Below are 425 nucleotides of genomic sequence, written 5' to 3' on the forward strand. Positions count from 1 at the left end.
TCGCTGGCTCGATCGTGGCCTCGCTCTGGACGTCGCGCGGCAAGGACGGCGGTGGCGGCGACGGCACCCGGCCCCCCGCCCTGCCGGGCAAGGGCGCCTGAGCGCGGCCTGATCCGGACGAAAGACCGACACCATGGATCTGACGATGATTGAGGCCGTGATGGCCACCCTGCTCGCCGCGTTCGCTCTGACCACCCTCATGAGCTGGCGCGGCGGCAACGAGCGCCGCGACGTGGGTCTGCTGGCCGCGCTGACGGGCGCCTGGGGCGCCGCTACCGCGGTGGCGGTGGCCCTGTGAGTGCCGGGTCTGCCGGGGCGCTGGCCGGGCGGGTGGCGCAGCCGCTGGCGCGCGTGATGACCGGTGTGCGCCGCTGGCTGCGCCGGCAGGAGCCGGCCACCCGCGCGCTGATGGACCGGCCTTCGCT

1 protein-coding gene is annotated in these 425 nt (G+C 75.5%); it reads left to right on the top strand.

Annotation, left to right across the window (positions count from 1 at the left end; translation table 11 throughout):
- Positions 1-133 precede the first annotated feature (133 nt).
- A complete protein-coding gene (locus E4T88_RS18980; protein WP_167755485.1) occupies positions 134-298 on the top strand; it encodes a hypothetical protein in 165 nt (54 codons plus the stop codon).
- Positions 299-425: the final 127 nt, after the last annotated feature.

The sequence above is a fragment of the Dysgonomonas mossii genome (genome assembly GCF_004569505.1).
Taxonomy (GTDB): domain Bacteria; phylum Bacteroidota; class Bacteroidia; order Bacteroidales; family Dysgonomonadaceae; genus Dysgonomonas.